Origin of the sequence: Lacisediminihabitans changchengi, assembly GCF_016634425.1 — a bacterium.
GTDB lineage: Bacteria > Actinomycetota > Actinomycetes > Actinomycetales > Microbacteriaceae > Lacisediminihabitans > Lacisediminihabitans changchengi.
In genome coordinates, this window is sequence record NZ_JAEPES010000002.1 from 325,082 (window position 1) to 339,806 (window position 14,725).

The 14,725-nt window shown below is 64.5% G+C and carries 12 protein-coding genes; 5 read left to right on the forward strand and 7 right to left on the reverse strand.

All coding sequences use genetic code 11. From position 1 onward, the window contains the following. Window positions 1-103 precede the first annotated feature (103 nt). The gene (locus IV501_RS07035; protein ID WP_307812220.1) at window positions 104-4,807 is read right to left on the reverse strand and encodes a DEAD/DEAH box helicase; all 4,704 of its coding nucleotides are present in this window, start codon (window positions 4,805-4,807) and stop codon (window positions 104-106) included. Window positions 4,808-4,945: 138 nt separating this feature from the next. Between IV501_RS07035 and IV501_RS07040 the strand changes: the two genes are divergently transcribed. Beyond that, window positions 4,946-5,248 (forward strand): helix-turn-helix domain-containing protein, encoded by a 303-nt coding sequence (locus IV501_RS07040; protein WP_200555739.1) that lies wholly within the window; start codon window positions 4,946-4,948, stop codon window positions 5,246-5,248. A 3-nt stretch (window positions 5,249-5,251) separates the two neighbouring features. Here the strand turns inward: IV501_RS07040 and IV501_RS07045 are convergent, their stop codons facing one another. The 5 genes from IV501_RS07045 to IV501_RS07065 all read right to left on the reverse strand — a co-directional run bounded on the left by IV501_RS07045 (window position 5,252) and on the right by IV501_RS07065 (window position 8,820). Continuing rightward, complete coding sequence (locus IV501_RS07045) at window positions 5,252-5,548, reverse strand: hypothetical protein (protein WP_200555740.1); 297 nt, start codon at window positions 5,546-5,548, stop codon at window positions 5,252-5,254. A gap of 77 nt (window positions 5,549-5,625) precedes the next feature. After that, window positions 5,626-6,507, reverse strand: a complete 882-nt coding sequence (locus IV501_RS07050; protein WP_200555741.1) for a hypothetical protein — start codon at window positions 6,505-6,507, stop codon at window positions 5,626-5,628. Continuing rightward, window positions 6,504-7,259: an ABC transporter ATP-binding protein gene (locus IV501_RS07055; RefSeq protein ID WP_200555742.1), complete on the reverse strand. Its 756-nt coding sequence runs from the start codon at window positions 7,257-7,259 to the stop codon at window positions 6,504-6,506. The genes IV501_RS07050 and IV501_RS07055 overlap by 4 nt, the downstream gene beginning before the upstream one ends. Next, window positions 7,259-8,089 carry an ABC transporter permease gene (locus IV501_RS07060; RefSeq protein ID WP_307812221.1) on the reverse strand — a complete coding sequence of 277 codons (831 nt, stop codon included), beginning with the start codon at window positions 8,087-8,089 and terminating at the stop codon, window positions 7,259-7,261. The genes IV501_RS07055 and IV501_RS07060 overlap by 1 nt, the downstream gene beginning before the upstream one ends. 38 nt (window positions 8,090-8,127) lie before the next feature. Beyond that, window positions 8,128-8,820, reverse strand: a complete 693-nt coding sequence (locus tag IV501_RS07065; RefSeq protein ID WP_200555743.1) for a phosphocholine cytidylyltransferase family protein — start codon at window positions 8,818-8,820, stop codon at window positions 8,128-8,130. A 295-nt stretch (window positions 8,821-9,115) separates the two neighbouring features. Between IV501_RS07065 and IV501_RS07070 the strand changes: the two genes are divergently transcribed. The 4 genes from IV501_RS07070 to IV501_RS07085 are packed head-to-tail and all read left to right on the forward strand — an operon-like array spanning window position 9,116 to window position 13,437. Continuing rightward, window positions 9,116-10,552 (forward strand): ABC transporter ATP-binding protein, encoded by a 1,437-nt coding sequence (locus IV501_RS07070; protein WP_200555744.1) that lies wholly within the window; start codon window positions 9,116-9,118, stop codon window positions 10,550-10,552. After that, window positions 10,528-12,099: a hypothetical protein gene (locus IV501_RS07075; protein WP_200555745.1), complete on the forward strand. Its 1,572-nt coding sequence runs from the start codon at window positions 10,528-10,530 to the stop codon at window positions 12,097-12,099. Before IV501_RS07070 ends, IV501_RS07075 begins: the two co-directional genes overlap by 25 nt. A gap of 34 nt (window positions 12,100-12,133) precedes the next feature. Next, window positions 12,134-12,397, forward strand: coding sequence for a DUF3039 domain-containing protein (locus IV501_RS07080; protein WP_200555746.1), 264 nt, complete (start codon window positions 12,134-12,136; stop codon window positions 12,395-12,397). A gap of 2 nt (window positions 12,398-12,399) precedes the next feature. Then, entirely contained in the window at window positions 12,400-13,437 is a 1,038-nt protein-coding gene (locus IV501_RS07085; protein ID WP_200555747.1) for an SLAC1 family transporter, read from the forward strand. Here the strand turns inward: IV501_RS07085 and IV501_RS07090 are convergent. Further along, window positions 13,421-14,716 (reverse strand): nicotinate phosphoribosyltransferase, encoded by a 1,296-nt coding sequence (locus IV501_RS07090; protein WP_307812222.1) that lies wholly within the window; start codon window positions 14,714-14,716, stop codon window positions 13,421-13,423. The genes IV501_RS07085 and IV501_RS07090 overlap by 17 nt on opposite strands. Window positions 14,717-14,725 lie beyond the last annotated feature (9 nt).

The window sequence follows — 14,725 nt, forward strand, 5'->3', positions numbered from 1 at the left end:
CTGTGCCCGTTCGTGCCTGTACCCGCTAGTGACTGTGCCGGTTCGTGCAGGTTGTGCCTGCTCGAGCGGGCACAATCACCACAAACGGGCCCACGCGCAAAGATCAGCCGATGATGTCGAGCGGCGGGAGTGACTTGACAATGCGGACAGTTTCTACGCTCACGGTCACAATGCTCTTCAGAAGATCGAGGATGTAGCGAGGGTTGCCGTGCTCCTCGCCCCACGCGTTCGGGTCGTTGACGATGCCGCTCGGCTTGTCGGTTTTGACCTGGTAACGCTCGAGAATCCATTCGATTGCCGAGCGCGAACCGAGCATGTACTCGTGCGCTTCGTCGGGGATTCCGCGAAGGGTGATCTGGTCGTTGTAGATAATCGTTGAGCGGTCGATGTTCGGACGCTTGCCCGCGAAGCGCATCTTCGTGACCCGCAGGTCGGGATCGGCGACCGTGGTGACCTCGTCTAACGCGTACGGCTCGACGTCTTCGTAACCGATGTGCAGTTCCGACAGCGAGCGGCCCGCGTCGCTGAACTCGCGGAATTCCGTGACCTTCGGGATGCGCGGGAGCAGTTTCTTGAGGTCCGCGGCAAACCGCTCGCGATAGTCCGAGCTGTGCAGGATGCCATAGACGTAGAAAAAGATGTCGTCTTTGGTGACCTCAGGCCCATAGGTAGTGCGGTAGTCGGACAGGATCTCGTCGGTCACGTTGTCGATGCGGGTGTACTCGTCTGCGACATGGTCTTCGAATCCCGCGAGCTGGTCGACGTCGGTGGCCTGCATTTCGTAGGTGTATCGAGGGAAGAACTGGCCAGTGGCAATTACATGCAAGTCTGGGACGGAAGCGGTCATCAGACTCGCGAAGGGTCCCGATTCTCCAGGTGCTGTGACGAAGAATCCTAGATTCGAATGAGAGGCCACGAAAAACGTTCTGAGCTGCCCGGGGCGATGATTTAGGGACTTGTCGAAGTACAGCCAGCCCTTCTGGAAAGGGCGATAGGCGGCTTCGACAAGTTGACCGCTCTGCGAGTTAATCTTCTGCCGGTTTGCAAGTCGCGCGAGCAGCGAAGAACTCCAGCTAATTCTTTTCGAATCAAGATCAGCTGGGGCACCGAGTGCGTCGGCAAGCTCGACGTTCTCGTTGAATGCCGCGATGGTGGTCGCGATGTTCTTGCTCAAGTTCACGCGGGAGTAGTTGTACACCCACGCGTCTCGGTTCGTCTGAAGCCCGGCGCTGAACTTGTAGAAGAAAGTGAGTTCGTGCCCCCTTCGTACCATGAGAGGCGTTAAATCGTGGAACTCGTCGCTACGCTGGTTCTCCCAGTCACCATTAGTGTTGGGCGTAATCACCGTCCACGGCACCTGTGCGGCAGACTCGAATCCTGCGACCAGCGCTAGCTTTTCCTCGCGACTGAGGTAATCCCCGATGTCGTGGTACCGCAGCTGACCGTGTTCCTCAGAAGATGGATTCTTCACCAGAATCGCTACGGCGACGGTGGTGCGCGTTCCCTGCCCGAACACATTGTCGCGTTCCTTGCGACGCTGCTCTCCGGCAGTTCGAGCGTTGCCCCGCAGATTCAGCACGTACAGGCTGCTGAACTCCTCGACCAGCACCTTGCGCATTCCGTCCGCGGTGTTGCCATCGATGAATCCGCCGTTGGTGACGAATCCGACGATGCCGCTGTCGCCGATCCGCTCGCTCGCCCACCGAATTGCGCGGATGTACGAGTCGTAGAGATTGTTCTTATTCTGCGCCGACGACCGAGCTGCGTAGCTCTTCTTGATGCTGTCGTCGAGGCTTGGATAGCTGACGTTCTGATTGTCGTCGTTGCCAGATTCCTGGCCCTTGGAGTACGGCGGGTTTCCGACGATGACAGAGAACGCCAGGTCCTTCTGTGCGATGACGCCGGCGTTGTTCTCCACGAAGACGCCCTCCGAGTCGAGCTCGTCGCCTTCTTCGTGCATCTGGAACGTGTCGGTCAGCAGGATCCCGTCGAACGGAACGTAGTTGCCGCCCATCCTCGACTGATAGGCGTCCTCGAGGTTCACCGCGGCGACGTAGTAGGCAAGGAGATTGATCTCGTTGGCGTGCAGTTCGTGACGGTATTTGCGGGGGAGATCGGCATCCGAGATCAAGTCGGACTGGATGAGACGCGCAAGGAACGTCCCAGTTCCGGTGAACGGATCGAGGATGTTGACTCCCTCGGCGCCGAGCGAGGAATCGAACTCGGCGCGCAGGATGTCGTCCGCGCTCCGAAGGATGAAATCAACGATCTCTGTCGGGGTGTAGACGATCCCAAGCCGCTCGCTTGCCTTCCTCATAGCTACGGAGAAGAACCGCTGGTAGAGCGTCTTGAGAAAGTCCTGCTTCCCTCGGGGATCGGTAATCTCCCGCATCCGCGCCCGCACGCTGTCGTAGAAGCTCTCGAGACCGCGGGTCTCCGACTCGACATTCGTTCCCTCGAGCACCGCCAACATTCCCTGCATCGCTTTCGCAACGGGGTTGTGCTCCGCGAAACCGAAGCCATCGAACAGCGCTTCCAGCACCGGCTGCGTGATGATGTGCTGCGCCAGCATTTCGAGCGCGTCCTGCTCGCTGACACTCGGATTGAGGTTGTCTTGCAGTCCCTTCAGAAAGCGCTCGAACTCCGCGCGGACTTCCGGGGAGGTGTCGAGCAGTCCTTCGATCCGAAGTGTCTGTGCAGCCGCGACATCCGCAACGCTGCTCGCCCAGTTCTCCCAGTATTCGCGCTCGCCGACCTTCTGCACGATCTTCGCGTAGACGGCTTCACGCCATTCGTCGCCGAGTGGGGTGAAGTCGAGCTGAACCTGCTTGCCGTCGCGCTCTTCGGTCGACGGCCCGAAGTCTTCGATTCCGATGACCTGCAGCTGATCGTCCCGCTTCGACCGATTGAGATCGAGCGACTCGATTTTCGCCTCGAAACGCTCGTCATGCGCACGGAGCGCGCGGAGAACATCCCAGACGACCTTGTACTTCGCGTTGTCGCTGAGCGCGAGCTCTGGCGCGATGCCGGCGGGAACAGCAATCGGAAGGATGATGTAGCCGTAGTCCTTCGCGGCGGACTTTCGCATCACGCGCCCGACGCTCTGCACCACGTCGACCTGGCTGTCGCGGGAGTTGAGGAAGATGACCGCGTCGAGGGATGGCACGTCAACGCCCTCACTCAGACAGCGGGCGTTTGTGAGGATGCGGGTGTGATTTCCCGGGGCGTCCTCCTTCAGCCAGTCGAGCATCCTCGTTCGTTCCAGGACGTTCATCGTGCCGTCGACGTGGCGCGACTGGAGGGTGAGCGAGTCTGCGTCGGCGGTGAACGATGGCGGCAGAGCTGCGTTCTCGTCCAAGAGGGCAGACACTCGTTGGGAGTCCTTAATCGAGCGCGAGAACGCGACCGCTCGCCGCATCGGCGCGCGGTCAGCCGGCCACTCGCCGAGCCCTTCGACGCCGCGCTTCGCCAGTGCGTTGTAGATTCCAGCGATCCGCGCCGCGTCGTCAATGTTGAGCTCGCCGTTCTGCTGGAACTGCTGCTGGAACTCGCCGCTGACGGCCTCCTCGCTCACCGCGAGAACCAGTACGCGGTAGTCGGTGAGGAGTTCGCGCTCGACGGCCTCGCCGAAACCGAGACGGTGGAATTCAGGGCCGAACAACGCGACGTCGTCCATGCTCGCGATCGTCGCCGAACTGTCTTTCGCCTTGGACTTCAGCGCCTCCCCGTAAATCTTGGGAGTAGCGGTCATGTACAGCCGCCGCGATGCCCGGATGAAATCAGCGTCGTGCACCCGCACGAACGCGGAATCGCTGTCGTCGGCGAGCGTGACCCCGGTAGTCCGGTGTGCTTCATCGCAGATGACCAGGTCGAACTCGGGCAGTCCGGCCTTCTGGGCTTCGCTGATGACTGCGATCGACTGGTATGTGGAGAAGTAGACGGTCATGTGCCCCGAGTCCGGGCCCTGCTGCGCCGCGACGATCAGTTTCGTCGCGTCTGTCGTGGCAGGAAACTCGAGGTCACTCAGGCGGAAGTCTTCGGATGACTTTCCGACCTTGGTGTCGGAGCAGACCGCGAAAGCTCGGATTGGCACCTCGCTCTGCGCTGTCCACTCGCGGAGGGTCTGAGAGAGCAACGCGATCGAGGGAACGAGGAAGAGAACTGAACCGCCGGCACCGACCGTGCTTTCCGCGATCTTGAGACTGGTGAACGTCTTGCCCGTGCCGCAAGCCATGATCAGCTTGCCCCGATCAGCCTCGTCGAACCCCGACACGACATCGGCAAGGGCTTCGCGCTGGTGTTTGCGGAGGGTGTTCTGCTCTTTAAGCTCCAATCGCGTCGGGCTTGTCAGGGAGTAGCGGTCCCACTCGACCGGGGAGTCTTCAAATGCATCGAGCCCGATCCGGTGTGTAGGAATCTGTTGTCCATCGAGGGCGTCCTCGGCGTTCTTCGACCACTTGCTTGTCGTGGAAACGACGATTCGCTCGGCGAACGGTTGCTTGCCGGAGGCGGTAAAGAACGAGTCGATGTCGTCCTTCTGCAGCGTGTGGGCCTCGCCAAAGAACTTGCACTGGATCGCCACCAGGTCGCCGGAATACCGTCGGCGTGCAACGAGATCGATGCCGGTGTCCGGCTTTCCATCACGCCCAGGCCAGTCCTGCCATAGCCATACGTCTTCGTAAAGCCCGGCATACACGGGGTCCGCGAGCAGAAACTGCTGAACGAGCTTCTCGAAGTAAAAGCCCTTTGTTCGCATATCGGGTGCAAGGCGGGCGTACTCGTCGAGAAGCTCATGAATGGTCGTCACTGGTGTTCCCCCGGAATGCAGGCGCGAATGGTCCGGTCACACCGGGCATCCGTCCATTAAGGCATGAAACCACGGTGGATATAACACTGGGGTAGACAGCATCTCGCGCTGAACCTACAGGGCAAGTACCAATGAGGCATGGCTCAGCCGATCTCCGAAGCCGCACGCATTCTTGGCGCGCGCATCAAAGAGCGGCGAAAAAAGCTAGGGAACAGTCAGGAGGAGATCGCGCTTCTGGCTGACATGAACGTTTCCAACTACGGGAAAATCGAACGGGGGCTCGGCAACCCGAACTTCCACACCGTCATCGTGATCGCTGCGGTGTTGACCATTGATCCCGCGGACCTGGTTCGGGGCATCGGCAAGAACGATCTGCCTAAGCGCGAGCGGGTGTTCACCGCCGCGGAGTTCATCGCCGAGAAGCGCCGTCGCGCAAATTAGCGACTAAAAGCTCACCCGCCAGAGGTACTCCTCACCGTTCGGGCGGAACCAGCGAACGACCAACACGGTGCTGCGCGCGATGTCCCTGGCCGAAATTGTCACCTCGAGTGACTCACCCGGCTGGATCATGGATGGCGCGCTCGCCGGCATCACGCCGGCTCCGAGCAGGCTCAGCGTGACGCCGTTGAGCGGCTCGCGGCTCCGATTGGTGAGCAGGTAGCGCCTGGGGCCGACGTCCCGATCGATGGAGAACGGGACGGAGTAGGCGGGGTCGGAGTAGGGGGAGCGAGGACCGGTCATGCGGGGAGGCTAAGGGTGGCCTCCGACCTGCGAGGGCCGCAGACATCCGCTCTCCAGGGTCGCTGTGGACGGCTGCGTCAGGGGTGAACCGGGGGAGGAGTGGACTCGCCCTCGTCGTGCTGTTCTGCCGACTCCACCCACCGGCCGGGAAGCGCTCGTTGCGCCCGAGACGCCACCGAACGCGAACCGCTGGCGATCGCCCGACGCCCACCGTCGATGCCGCGACGGGCACGCTCCGCCACGGTCGGTACTGACGGGTCGCGTACGACCGGGTCCAGGATGACCGGGAAGACCTGCGGCGCCGGGCCGAATGCGGTGCGGGCGCTGGTGACGACCTTCCGGCCGAGCAGATGGTTGCCGGTGCCGCCGATCACCGCGCCGATACCGAACGGGATCGCGCGACCGATCACGGTGGCGCCCTGGGTCACGGCGAAGCGCCGCACGAAGGCGCGCCGCACCCGATCGGCGATCTGACCGAACGCGGCCTGCGGCAGGCTCTTGGTGACGACTTCGCCCCAGAACTTGGGCCGCGTCTTGCCGCCCCCCAACGCCTGATCGGCAAATTGTTTCACCAGGTCGGAGCCGGCCGTGCCCAGCATCATCGCCATCACCAGGGTGCGGGCACGCTCGGGATCGTCGACCGCGATGCCGTGCACTTCGGTCACCGACTGGGCGAATAGAGCGCTCGTCTCGAGAAAGCCGGCGGTCTCGGCAGCGGAGAGGGCGATCGAGACACCCGTGCCCACGGCCGGGAGCGCCGCAGCCGCACCCACTGCGGCACCGCCGGTGGTCACCGCGGTGAGGTAGCGCTTCTCGAGGATGCTGATCACCTGGGCCGGCGTCGCACCGGGGTGCCGTTGACGGATGCTGCGGATGTGGGCCAGCACCACCGGCCGCTGCACCGACAGCAACCGCTCCACACCGCGCTCGACCTGCGGACCGCCGGGGACGATGGTCACTTCGTGACGCCGTATTCCGCGTTGTAGCGGTCGAGCACGTCGGCAATCGGAGCGTCCATCACCAGTGCACCCTTGTCGAGGTAGAGCCCGCGGGTGCAGAAACGTCTGAGGTCCTTCTCGCTATGCGACACGAAGAACAACGTACGCCCGCCCGCCAAGAGCTCCTCGATGCGGCGGTAGCACTTCTCGCGGAAGGCCTTGTCGCCGACTGCGAGCACCTCGTCGACCAGGATGATCGGCTCTTCGAGGCGTGAGATGACGGCGAAGGCGATGCGCACCTTCATGCCGCTAGACAGGTGTTTGTAGGGCGTGTCGAGGAAGTCGCCGATCTCGGAGAATTCGATGATCTCGTCGAAGCGAGCGTCGATCTCCGCCCGCTTCATGCCGTGGAGTCCCGCGGTGAGATAGACGTTGTCTCGCACGCTCAGGTCGTCGACGAACCCGCCGGTGATCTCGATCAGCGGCGCGACGCCCTCGTGCACCCCGACCGAACCCTCGTCGGGATAGACGACCTCGGCCACGAGCTTGAGCAGGGTCGACTTGCCCTGCCCGTTGCGCCCGACCACGCCGATGGCCTCGCCGGGCTGCACATCGAACGACACGTCGCGCAGGGCCCAGAACTCGTCGGGGCGAGCGCGGCGGCCGCGTCCGGCGAACAGGTCTTTGAAGCTGCGCCGTGACCGGCGATTGCGCTTGAAACGGATGCCGGCATCTTTTACCTGGATGACCGGGGCAACGATCGACTCGGTCATCAAATCTCCTTCAGCACGGTCGGCACCGTGCGGCGGAACACCACGAAACCGACGATCAGGATGACGACGGTGAAAGCTGCGCTCACCGCGACATCCAGCCAGTTGAGTTCGGCCGGGAAGAACGCGGCGCGGTAGAGCGAGAGGATGCCAGACAGCGGGTTGACCGCGATGAACGGCTTGAGGTGGGCAGGCACCGACTCGAGACCATAGACGATCGGCGACGCGTAGAACAGGAACCTCAGTCCCAGCTTGACGGCACGCTCAAGATCGCGGAAGAACACGACGAGCGGCGCGACGATGAGGGCCACGCCGTACGCCAGCGCCGCCTGCATGACGATGGCGAGCGGGACGAAGACGACCTGCCAGTGCAGTTGTGCCGGGTCTTTCGTGCCCAACGACACCAGCGCGAAGAAGATGATCACCGGAATGCTGATGATGAACTCGATGCCCTTGGAGAGAACCAGTCGCGCCACCCAGATCGTGCGCGGGATCTTGGTGGACCGAATCAGCTTCGCCTCTTTGGTGAAAGCGCGCGTCGCGTCGGAGACCGTGCCGTTGAACCAGGTCCAGGGAAGCAGCGCAGTCAGCAGGAAAACGATGTACGGCTGCTCGGGGCTGTTGGCTCCGCGGTCGAAGATCTGGGTGAAAACGACCCAGTAGATGGCCGCCATCACCAGGGGATCGAGGATCGACCAGAAGTAGCCGAGGAACGACGTGGTGTAGCGGACCTTCAGGTCACGCGTCGTCAGCAGCCACAGTGAGTGGCGGTACCGATTGAAAGCTGTGCTCGGGGCAGGGGACTGCGCGCGCGACTGCACTGATGCGCTCACTGGCCGGGGTCCTTACGTTCAGCACCCCCGCACTACGCCTAGACGAAGAGGTTTGCCCGCTCCAGGTCTTCGGCGAAGTCGACCTCGACGGCGTAGAGGTCGGAGATGTCTACCGGCTCAAAGCGTAGCTTGTCCTGTTCGATCGCCAGCTCGATGCCACGCTCGAAGTAGTCTTGGTCGCCGACCTTGCTCAGCTGGCGCACCAGGGCCGCCTTGTCGGCGCGAGAGACGTAGTTGATACCGACCGCTTCGCCCAGACCGCCGGTGACGGTCTTGGAGAGCTGGTCGATGAAGCCCTCGGCGTCCACGGTGTATTTGACCTCTTCATCGGACACCTTCGCGGTGTTCACCGAGACGAAGGACTGTCCGGCGTCGACCATGGCCTTGGCGCGAACGAGGGCCTCGGGGTCGAAGACGACGTCACCGTTCATCCAGAGCACGCCGCCGTCTTTCGAGGCGCGCAGCGCACGCATGAGGCTCTTCGAAGTGTTGGTCTGGTCGTACTGCTCGTTGTAGACGAAGGAGGCGTCGGGGAATGCCTCGATGATGTGCTCGAGCTTGTAGCCGACGACGATCGACACGTGGGCGTCTTTGCCGAACGCGTGACGGATGTTGTCGAACTGCTGCTGCATGATGGTGCGGCCATCACTGAGCTCAGTCAGCGGTTTCGGCAGCGAGCGACCGAGACGGCTGCCCATGCCGGCGGCCAAAATGACGATCTGCGTGCTCACGATTTGTCTCCCTAGATGACTGTGATCGGACCGGGGGTCGGTGTCAACGTCACCTCGTGAAATTCACGTGCGAATCAGATACGTCACCGAATGTTAATCCCCAGACTCTTGTCTGGACACGTCGTTGTGCTTACCCCACCCTACTCGGCGCCCCAAAATAGGCCCAGGGTTGGGGCGTGCACGTTGTGAATTCGTGACGAAACGCCCAGACTTCGCTCAGGTGATACCACAGGTGTCTCGGGCGCGGCCCCGTGCATCGCTCCGGGAGGAGAGAGGCGGTTGGTAGGTTTGAACGATGGACAACGAACCCGAGGAAAAGCCCGCCCCGACGCGTTCTCCTGCCCCTCGCTCAGCGGCCCAGAAGCCGCGCAATTCTGCAGCCGGAACGACCGGAGCGACCCCGAAGACCCCTGCGCGCACCCGCTCGTCGAGCGCGGCAACCGCCGCGGCGAAACGCGCAGCTGCCACGGGATCGAAGCCGCGCGCGACTCCCGCCGACACGACCGAGGGCGCCGCAGCCCCGCGCGCGCCGAGGGCTGCCGGTGCGGTTCCTCGCGCCTCGAAGCCGGCTGCGCCGCGAACCAGTGCGGCCTCGAAGCCGACTGCTGCGCGCACCACATCCGCCTCGAAGGTCACAGCCCCGCGTACCACGGCCGCGTCGAAAGCGGCTGCCGCCCGGGCGGCGGCCGCGAAGGCGGCAGCCATCGAGAAGACTGCACCGGTAGATCTGCCGGAAACCGAGCTGCCGGAAAGCGAGCTGCCGGAAACCACGATCGAGGTGATCGAGGTGCCTGAGGAGGTGGCGGAGGCCGCCGAGACATCGGTCGTGACGGATGCGGCGGCCGCGACATCCGCTGCCCGCACAGCTCACACTCGGCCGGTCACCACGCGGCCGGTCACCACGCCTCCGCGCGCGCCGAAGAACGCGCCGAAGAAGTCGACGGCACCCGCACCGAGCACCGCGCCGAACGACGGTGTCGTGCTGCGGATCGAGCAGCTCACCAAGCGGTTCGGCGACACGGTGGCGGTGGATCACGTGAGTCTGGCTGTTCCGGCCGGCACGATCTTCGGCCTGGTCGGGCCAAACGGCGCCGGCAAGACGACAACTCTCTCGATGGTGACGGGCTTGCTGCGTCCAGATTCCGGAAATATCACGGTGCACGGGGCGAACGTCTGGACCGATCCGGTCGTCGCGAAGCGCAACATGGGCGTGTTGCCCGACCGGCTGAGACTCTTCGACCGGCTCACCGGCGCCCAACTGCTCTACTACGCGGGCACACTCCGGGGGCTCGATGCCAAGACGGTGAAGAAGCGCACGGCCGACCTGGCCGGTGCCTTCGGCCTCGAGGACGCACTCGATCGTCTGGTGACGGATTACTCGGCGGGCATGACCAAGAAGGTCGCGTTGGCGTGCGCCATGATCCACTCGCCGCGGATCCTGATCCTCGACGAGCCGTTCGAGTCCGTGGACCCCGTGTCGGCGGCGAACGTCACCGAGATTCTGCAGAATTACGTGGCCGCGGGCGGCACCGTGGTGCTGTCAAGCCACAGCATGGACCTCATCCAGCGCATTTGTGACCTCGTCGCCATCGTCGTCTCCGGCAAGGTTCTCGCCGCGGGTACCACCGAAGAGGTGCGCGGCACCGGCAGTCTCGAGGAGAAGTTCGTGGAGCTCGCCGGCGGGCGCAAGACGGCGGAGGGCATGGAGTGGTTGCACAGCTTCTCGGACTGAAACTCCGGCTCCTCGTCAACACGTTCCGGCGCAGCCCGTGGCAGGTCTTCGGCATCATCGTCGCGCTCGTCTATGGGATGGGAACCGCCCTTCTCGCGGTCGTCGGTCTCACCGCGCTGCGCTTTGTGGACGTCGATCTGGCCGGCAGCATCGCGGTCACGGTCGGCGCGATCATCACCCTCGGATTCCTGCTGGTTCCGCTCGCCTTCGGGGTGGATGACACCCTCGATCCGCGCGCGTTCGGACTGTTCGGCATCCCCACCACCAAGCTCGCGACCGGGCTCGCCGTCACCGCGCTGGTTGGGGTGCCAGCGCTCGTCGTGACGATCGTCGCCGTCGCGCAGGTCGTGACCTGGACCCGCACCCCGCTGTCGGCTTTTCTCGCCATACTCGGCGCCGTTCTCATCGTGATCACCTGCACGCTCGGTGCCCGCGTGACCACCTCGATCGCCGCCTTCTTGTTGGCAACGCGGCGCGCGCGGGAGATATCGGCGCTGGTCGCCCTGCTGGTGATCGTGTCGCTCTCGCCACTGCTGGCGATCTCGCTCACCATCGACTGGGGCACCAAGGGCCCCGAGGTACTCGCTGCGGTCGCGAACGTGGCGGGATGGACCCCACTCGGGGCGGCGTGGGCCGCACCGGCGGCGGCGGCGGCCGGGCATCCTGGAACCGCCTTTCTCAAGCTGCTCATCGCGCTCGTCTTCGCCGGAGCGCTGGCGCTCGCCTGGCGGGCCTTGGTCGCCAAGATGCTCGTCACCCCGCAGCGCATCGCCCGCGAGCGCAGTTACGCGGGTCTCGGCTGGTTCCGGCGCATGCCGGCGACCCCGGCCGGTGCGATCGCGGCCCGCAGCATTACGTACTGGATTCGGGATGCCCGCTACCACACGTCTCTGCTCGCGGTTCCCGTCGCGCCGCTCGTGTTCGTGATCGTGCTCGCGGTGGCGGGGGTGCCCTGGAACATCCTGGCGCTGTTGCCGCTGCCGGTGATGTGCCTGTTCCTGTCCTGGTCTGCGCACAACGACATCGCCTACGACAACTCGGCGATGTGGCTGCATATCGCTTCGAACGTCTCCGGTGCGGCCGACCGGTTCGGCCGGGTGGTGCCGGCACTGATCATCGGTATCCCGCTCATCCTCATCGGGGCTCCGATCAGCGTGGCCTTCTACGGCGATTCCTCGGTGCTGCCATCGCTCTACGGCGTGTGCGCCTGCATTCTGCTGGCCGGGCTCGGTCTGTCGAGCGTCATCTCCGCACGGTTCCCCTACCCGGCGGTGCGACCGGGCGACAGCCCCTTCGCGCAGCCGCAGGCCACCGGATCTGCCGCGGGACTCATCCAGTCGCTCGCCTTCTTCGCCGCGTTGCTCATCACCGTGCCCCCGGCTGGGCTAGCCGCGCTCGGCATCCTGTACGGCGAGCACTGGGCGTGGGGCGCGTTCGCCCTGGGTATCGCCCTCGGCGTTGGAGGGCTGGTGGGAGGAGTCGCCGGCGGTGGTGCCATCTTCCGGCGGCGCGGGCCCGAGCTGCTGGCGTTCACGCTGAAGAACTGACCGAGGCATCCGTTCCGGCGTCTAAAATCGACGTATGAGCGGTGACATTCAGCAGGGCGGCGGAGGAACAGACACTCTCGACCGAGAACTCGAGGAGCTCCTGAATCAGGAGCAGATCGAGGAGGGCGACCACGAGCGCTTCTCGCACTATGTGCAGAAAGAGAAGATCCTCGCGAGCGCCCTGAACGGCAAGCCCGTGATCGCGCTCTGCGGCAAGGTCTGGACGCCGGGTCGCGACCCGGAGAAGTTTCCGGTGTGCCCCACGTGTAAAGAGATCTACGAGTCGCTGAAGGGATGACGGTGAGCAGCACAAACCTGGCAGCCCCAGTGTCGGGCCAGCGCATACCGCTCAATACTCTGGCCATTGGATTCGGCGTCGCGGGCGTGGCCGAGCTGTGGACAGTGACGGTCACGGCGCTCGAGTGGCCGTCGTGGATTCCGGAGATCCTGTGGGCAATCACTCTCGTGGTGTGGCTCTGGCTGCTGATCGCCCACACCTATCGGGGCAGCAGGAGTGCTGACACGCTGGCGTCGCAACTGCGGCACCCGGCCCAGGGCCCGATCGCCGCCATTGTGCCGTTGATCGGCATGCTCCTCGGTGAAGACCTCCACCGTTTCGCCCCCGTCCCCGGGCAGATCGTTGTCGCCCTGTCCATTGCTGCAGCAGCGGGCTTTGCGACGTGGCTCATCTCCTATTGGCTGAGCGGTGCACTCGAGTTGACCGCGATTCACGGTGGGTACTTCTTACCGACCGTCGCTGCCGGGTTCGTCGCGTCGGCGACAGCCCAATCTGTGGGATTCCATGCCGTCGCCGTGGGGGCCTTCGCGATTGCCGTCTTCTTCTGGGGCGTCATCTTCACCCTGTTGATTGCCCGTCTCGCGTTCCGGCCTGCTCTGCCGGGCCCCCTGATGCCGACCCTGGCGATCCTGGTCGCGCCGCCCACGGTCGGCGGGTCGGCATGGTTCTCGCTGACCGGTCAGCAACCCGGCACGGTGGCGTACGCGTTCGCGGGTCTCGCCGTGCTGATGATCCTGCTGCAAATCGCGTTAATCCCTCGGTTCAGGGTGTTGTCGTTCTCGCTCGGGTTCTGGTCGTTCACCTTCCCCTACACCGCCGTCAGCAGCTATGCCGTGGAGTGGTTGGAGATCTCCAGACCCGCCGGCTGGGTGGCCTACTGTGTCGCAATTCTCGTCATCTTCACTGGCTTCGTGGTGGCGATCGCGGTACGAACGCTGATGCTCACCATCGCCGGTCGCCGGGCTCAAGAGCACACGGGGGAGCGGCAGTTGCAGCGCGCCAACGATCAGGACGCGGCATCCGTCAGGCGTAACGGGTAGGGATCACGGGGTCGCCGCGGCCGAGGCGGAAGGCCTCCGCCGGTAGCTCAGCGATCGCGGCGGCACGGTGCGCGCGGGCAAGCGCCGTGCCGTCGGCTCCGAGGAACCGGGCCTCGGGTTCACCCTCGACGATCAGCGGTACCAGCAGCGGGCGCTGGCTGCCGGTCGCGAGCTCGGGGGATCCGAGGTGGATGACCTCCGCCGTCGCTGTGCCGGATGCTGACAGCTCCCGCACGGGAAACTTGCGACCGCCGACCGTGGCTTTGTTCGCCGACCTCTTGGCCACCGAGATCCAGGCGCCAGCAGCATCCTGCCTGGCCACCAGCTTGTAGACCATGCCGGCCGCGGGGGACCCGGATCCGGTGACGACCGAGGTGCCGACGCCGTACGAGTCGACGGGGGCGGCCCGCAGGGCGGCGATGGTGAACTCGTCGAGGTCGTTGGTCACCGTGATCTTCGTGTTCTCGGCGCCGAGCCCGTCGAGCTGGCGTCGCACGGCAGCGACCTGCTCGGGCAGATCGCCACTGTCGATGCGCACGGCGCCGAGCTCGGGTCCGGCGATCTTCACCGCCAGGTTCACCGCGGCGGTCACGTCGTAGGTGTCGACCAGCAGCGTGGTTCCCGGTCCCATCGCGGCGACCTGCGCGCGGAAGGCATCCTCTTCGCTGTCGTGAAGCAGGGTGAAGGAGTGCGCGGCCGTTCCCATGGTCGGGATGCCCCACTGGCGTCCGGCCTGCAGATTGCTGGTCGCGGAGAAACCGGCGATGTAGGCGGCACGGGCGGCCGCGACCGCGCTCCACTCGCCGGTGCGGCGGGAACCCATCTCGGCGAGCGGTCGACCGCTTGCGGCTGACACCATCCGCGCTGCCGCGCTCGCGACCGAGCTGTCGTAGTTGAGCACGCTAAGCGCCAGGGTCTCGAGAATGACCGCCTCGGCGAACGAGCCCTCGATGACCAGCAGAGGCGAGCCGGGGAAGTAGACCTCGCCCTCCTGGTATCCCCAGACGGAGCCCGCGAATCGGTAGTCGGCGAGCCAGTCGAGGGTGACCGTGTCGACGACGTTCTCGTTCTCAAGCCAGGTGAGTTCGGCATCCGTGAACCGGAACTCTCCGATGAGCTCGAGCAGCCGGCCGGTGCCGGCGACGACGCCGTAGCGACGGCCACCGGGCAGGCTGCGCGCGAACACCTCGAAGATGCTCGGTCGGTCAGCGGTGCCCGAGCGGATGGCCGCGTCGATCATCGTGAGTTCGTAGCGGTCGGTCAGGAGCGAGCTCGTCACCCGGCAAGC

Excerpts from the sequence above, each read along its gene's own strand:
- IV501_RS07080 (WP_200555746.1), top strand. The coding sequence starts at position 12,134 with ATGAGCGGTGACATTCAGCAGGGCGGCGGAGGAACAGACACTCTCGAC.
- IV501_RS07045 (WP_200555740.1), bottom strand. The coding sequence starts at position 5,548 with ATGACCGGTCCTCGCTCCCCCTACTCCGACCCCGCCTACTCCGTCCCG.
- IV501_RS07055 (WP_200555742.1), bottom strand. The coding sequence starts at position 7,259 with ATGACCGAGTCGATCGTTGCCCCGGTCATCCAGGTAAAAGATGCCGGC.
- IV501_RS07040 (WP_200555739.1), top strand. The coding sequence starts at position 4,946 with ATGGCTCAGCCGATCTCCGAAGCCGCACGCATTCTTGGCGCGCGCATC.
- IV501_RS07070 (WP_200555744.1), top strand. The coding sequence starts at position 9,116 with ATGGACAACGAACCCGAGGAAAAGCCCGCCCCGACGCGTTCTCCTGCC.